5 protein-coding genes are annotated in these 3,771 nt (G+C 62.2%); 2 read left to right on the forward strand and 3 right to left on the reverse strand.

Going from position 1 to position 3,771, the window contains the following annotated elements:
• Positions 1-33: 33 nt before the first annotated feature.
• Both CAK78_RS09930 and CAK78_RS09935 read left to right on the forward strand, forming a co-directional pair.
• Complete coding sequence (locus tag CAK78_RS09930) at positions 34-1,011, forward strand: cytochrome-c peroxidase (RefSeq protein WP_094697159.1); 978 nt, start codon at positions 34-36, stop codon at positions 1,009-1,011.
• A 242-nt stretch (positions 1,012-1,253) separates the two neighbouring features.
• Positions 1,254-2,009, forward strand: a complete 756-nt coding sequence (locus tag CAK78_RS09935; protein ID WP_094697160.1) for a DNA/RNA non-specific endonuclease — start codon at positions 1,254-1,256, stop codon at positions 2,007-2,009.
• 47 nt (positions 2,010-2,056) lie between these two features.
• On the opposite strand, the gene CAK78_RS09940 is transcribed toward CAK78_RS09935, so the two are convergent.
• The 3 genes from CAK78_RS09940 to CAK78_RS09950 all read right to left on the reverse strand — a co-directional run.
• A complete protein-coding gene (locus CAK78_RS09940; RefSeq protein WP_024941448.1) occupies positions 2,057-2,272 on the reverse strand; it encodes a hypothetical protein in 216 nt (71 codons plus the stop codon).
• Positions 2,273-2,318: 46 nt separating this feature from the next.
• Positions 2,319-3,395 carry a methyltransferase gene (locus CAK78_RS09945; RefSeq protein WP_094697161.1) on the reverse strand — a complete coding sequence of 359 codons (1,077 nt, stop codon included), beginning with the start codon at positions 3,393-3,395 and terminating at the stop codon, positions 2,319-2,321.
• A 17-nt stretch (positions 3,396-3,412) separates the two neighbouring features.
• The coding region (locus CAK78_RS09950; protein ID WP_094697162.1) for a hypothetical protein at positions 3,413-3,771 on the reverse strand (359 nt) is incomplete at its 5' end.

Here is a 3,771-nt window from a genome sequence, read left to right on the forward strand (position 1 = left end):
CTGTTATGCACAGCCACAAGGGAGAGATAAAAAATGAATAAATATTATCTGTTGCTGGCGCTGGGCCTGCCAGGGATGGGGTGGGCGAACGAGCCTATCCAGGCAGTGGAAGCAGCCAAGGTGAGCGCGCCGGAAAAAGTCGAGCTGGGCAAGATGCTGTTTTTCGAGCCGCGGCTCTCGAAATCCAGCGCCATCTCCTGCAACTCCTGTCACAACCTGGCGACCGGCGGGGTAGACAACCAGGTCAGTTCTCTCGGCCACAAGTGGCAGGAGGGGCCGATCAACTCGCCCACCGTGCTCAACGCCAGCCTCAACTTCGTGCAGTTCTGGGATGGGCGCGCCAAGGATCTGCAGGCGCAGGCGGCGGGCCCCATCGAGAACCCGCTGGAGATGGCCTTCAGCCACAAGCTGGCGGTGGAGACCCTGCACACCCTGCCCGAGTACCGGGCCCGCTTCAGCGCCGTGTACGGCAAGGCGGACTTCGGCATCGACGAGGTGACCGATGCCATCGCCGCCTTCGAGGAGACCCTGGTCACCCCCAATGCGCCGTTCGATCGCTGGCTGAAAGGGGATGCCAAGGCGCTGACCGCGCAGCAGTTGAAGGGCTATCAGCTGTTCAAGGAGAAGGGCTGTACCGCCTGCCACAACGGGGTGGCCATCGGCGGCAACTCCTACCAGAAGATGGGGCTGGTCAAGCCGTTCAAGACCGACAACCCGGCCCTAGGGCGCGGTGGGGTGACCGGCGAGAAGCAGTTCATCGGCTGGTTCAAGGTGCCGACCCTGCGCAACATCGAGCTGACCTACCCCTACTTTCACGACGGCTCTGTGTGGGATCTGAAGGAGGCGGTGCAGATCATGGCGGACATCCAGCTCGGCCAGACCCTGAGCGAGCAGGAGGCGGACGACATGACCGCCTACCTCAAGAGCCTGACCGGCGAGCAGCCGCAGATAGTGCTGCCGATCCTGCCACCCTCCCAGCCCGATACCCCCAGGCCTCAGGTCAAGAGCTGAGCGGGTGTGATGATTGCAGCGGAGCCGCCGGCTCCGCTTTTTTGTTTCTATCTATCTGATAAGCCTGTTGAAGTTGCTGCACGACACAATGACAAAGGGATGACAATCCCCCAGCTGGCGACGGCGATTTTATCGATTTGCAGCCCTCTTCACATTTCCGACACGCTCACAATTCGTTCGATTGCCTTACTCATCCGACCTGGTGTCAAATCACTCCGCCTAACACAAGGAGTGGCATAATAATGAATAATATCAATAAATTAGTTCTGGCTATCGGATTCACTCTCACCACCTTCCCGAGCCTGGCGGCGGGCTTCCAATGCAAGGATCACGTCAAGCTCGGGTTACCCAGTCAATCCAGTCAACTGCTGTGCCGGGACGGCTATGCCGCCGGTTACAACTACGATACCAAGGTCTCTGACTGGGTCTCTTATCGGATGACGGCCGCCAGCGCCCAGGGTCAGGTGCCGCGCAAGGATGCCTTTGCCGAGGACAAGGAGGTGCCGGTGCAGTTCCGCGCCACTTTGGCCGACTACAAGGGCTCCGGTTATGACCGTGGCCACCAGGCGCCCGCGGCGGACATGCGCTCCACCGCCACCACCATGAAGCAGAGCTTCCTGTTGACCAACATGACCCCGCAGCTGCCGGCACTCAACCAGGGGGCCTGGCGCATCCTGGAGGAGAAGACCCGGCAGTGGGCCATCGCCTATCAGGATGTCTATGTGATCACCGGCCCCATCTTCACCAATTCGGATGCCTCCATCGGCAACGGCGTGACCGTGCCCCACGCCTACTACCGAATCGTGATGGATGTGGCCAACAAGGAGGCGATCGCCTTCATCCTGCCGCAGGAGAACGTGTCGGCCAGCCGGCTGGCGGATTACATAGTGACGGTGGATGAGGTGGAGCAGCAGACTGGGCTCGATTTCTTCGCCGAGCTGCCAGATGAGCAGGAAGAGGCCATGGAGTCCCAGCTGATGGCCATGTGGAGCAACTGAGTTCACCCATGACGCTGATGAAAACAGGGGCCTGTCGGCCCCTGTTTCTATTTGCTCAGCTCATCACCGACCTTCTTGACGGTGTCCCGGGTGCCATGCCCTATCTCGCGGGTCACGTCCCGGGTGGTGTGGCCAATCTCGCGGGTCACGTTGCGGGTGGTGTGCCCCACGGTTCTGCCCGCCTCCTTGATGTCGGCGCAGCCGCCGAGCAGGCTGCCCAGCACCAGGCCGAGGGCCATCATAGTCATGCAGTCACGCCTCATGGGGGCTCCTTCTCGTTTCATCATCATCTCCATGCCGATGGCGGCATTATGGCCTCGTGTGCAACGGGCGGGCAACCAGCAGGGTGTGGCCCGGTCCCGGGATCTCGTGCTCGGCCTCCACGTGGAAGTGGGCCTCGCGCAGGCACTGGTAGAGCTGTTTGGAGTGGTAGAAGCGGCTGTTGCCGTTGGCCAGGCAGGTGAAGTAGAGGGAGGTGGCGTTGAGACTGAAACTGGCGGCTTCGAAGGATTGGCGGTCCCAGAACAGCTCCAGGATGCAGACTCGGGCGTCCGGTTTCATGGCCAGCCGGATCCGGTTCAGGATGGCGACGATCTGCTCGTGGCTGAAGCAGTCGAGGAACTGGCTCATCCACCAGATGTCCGCCTCGCCGGGCAGGGTGCCCGGTTGCAGCAGATCCACCGGGTGACCCTGCACCCGCGCCGTCAGCCCTGCCTCCTCGATGTTGCGGCGAGCCAGCGCCAGTTGCTCGGGCAAGTCCAGGATGGTGACTCGCAGCGCGGGATCCCGCTTGGCACAGGCGATGGCCCACTTGCCGGTGTTGCCACCCAGATCGTAGAGGTGGCGCGGCTCATAGCCGAACACCTTGTCCTGGGCCTGCTGGAAGGCCCAGTCGGAGTAGAAGTGATCGAACGCGAACCAGCTGCGGCGGGCCGGTTCGGGCAGCTCGCTCAGGTGCGGATAGAGGGTCTGCCAGGGGCCGAACTCCTGTAGGCCGGCCGGAGCACCGTTGCGGATGGCGTCGAGCAGGTGGGCGAGGGGCTGATAGCAGACGTGCTGGGTGAAGTCGAGATTGACCCGGCTCATGGTGTCGTTCAGCAGGTACTTGCCGACCCGCCCCAGCACATAGTGCTCCTCGGTCAGGTAGCAGAGCCCGCCACCGAGCCCCATGTCCAGCAGCACGCCGGCGCCGTATTCACTCAGCTTGCACGCCAGGGCGATGTCGGCCAGTGGTGCCCCCCGCTGGCCACGGGTCTCGAGATAGGCCAGCACCCCGGTTTCGCGCAGGCACCAGCTGGCCTGAAACAGCATGGGCCCGAAGGCGATTTTCTGGGCCTCGCTGATGGCTTCCAGCGCGTTGTAGGGGTCTGTCTGATAGTGATTCACGGGGGGCTCCTGCCGGATCAGCGGCTCTGCGCGCGGGCGAGTTCCAGCTGAATGGCCTGGTTCAGGCCCAGTACCCAGCGGTTATAACTGCGGTGGATGCTGCCCTTGCCCTTGTCGTCCAGATTGACGCTGCTCACATAATTGATGGAATAATCGCGAGCGCTATAGGGAATATTGATCACCGCCTGATGCTGACGCACATTGACCTGGCCCCGAATTAGTCCCGGCTGCTCCTGACGCATCACCCAGCTCTTGCTGATGCCCGCCGTAATAATGGCATTGGCGACCTGCTCCTCGGTGAGGTTGGATGGCACCGGATTGGCCGCCATATTGCGGATGGGCTGGCTGGTGGAGCAGGCGGCCAGCAGGGCACAGG

The sequence above is a fragment of the Aeromonas sp. A35_P genome (genome assembly GCF_002259925.1).
GTDB classification, from domain to species: Bacteria; Pseudomonadota; Gammaproteobacteria; order Enterobacterales; family Aeromonadaceae; genus Aeromonas; species Aeromonas dhakensis.

Excerpts from the sequence above, each read along its gene's own strand:
- CAK78_RS09930 (WP_094697159.1), top strand. The coding sequence starts at position 34 with ATGAATAAATATTATCTGTTGCTGGCGCTGGGCCTGCCAGGGATGGGG.
- CAK78_RS09935 (WP_094697160.1), top strand. The coding sequence starts at position 1,254 with ATGAATAATATCAATAAATTAGTTCTGGCTATCGGATTCACTCTCACC.
- CAK78_RS09940 (WP_024941448.1), bottom strand. The coding sequence starts at position 2,272 with ATGAGGCGTGACTGCATGACTATGATGGCCCTCGGCCTGGTGCTGGGC.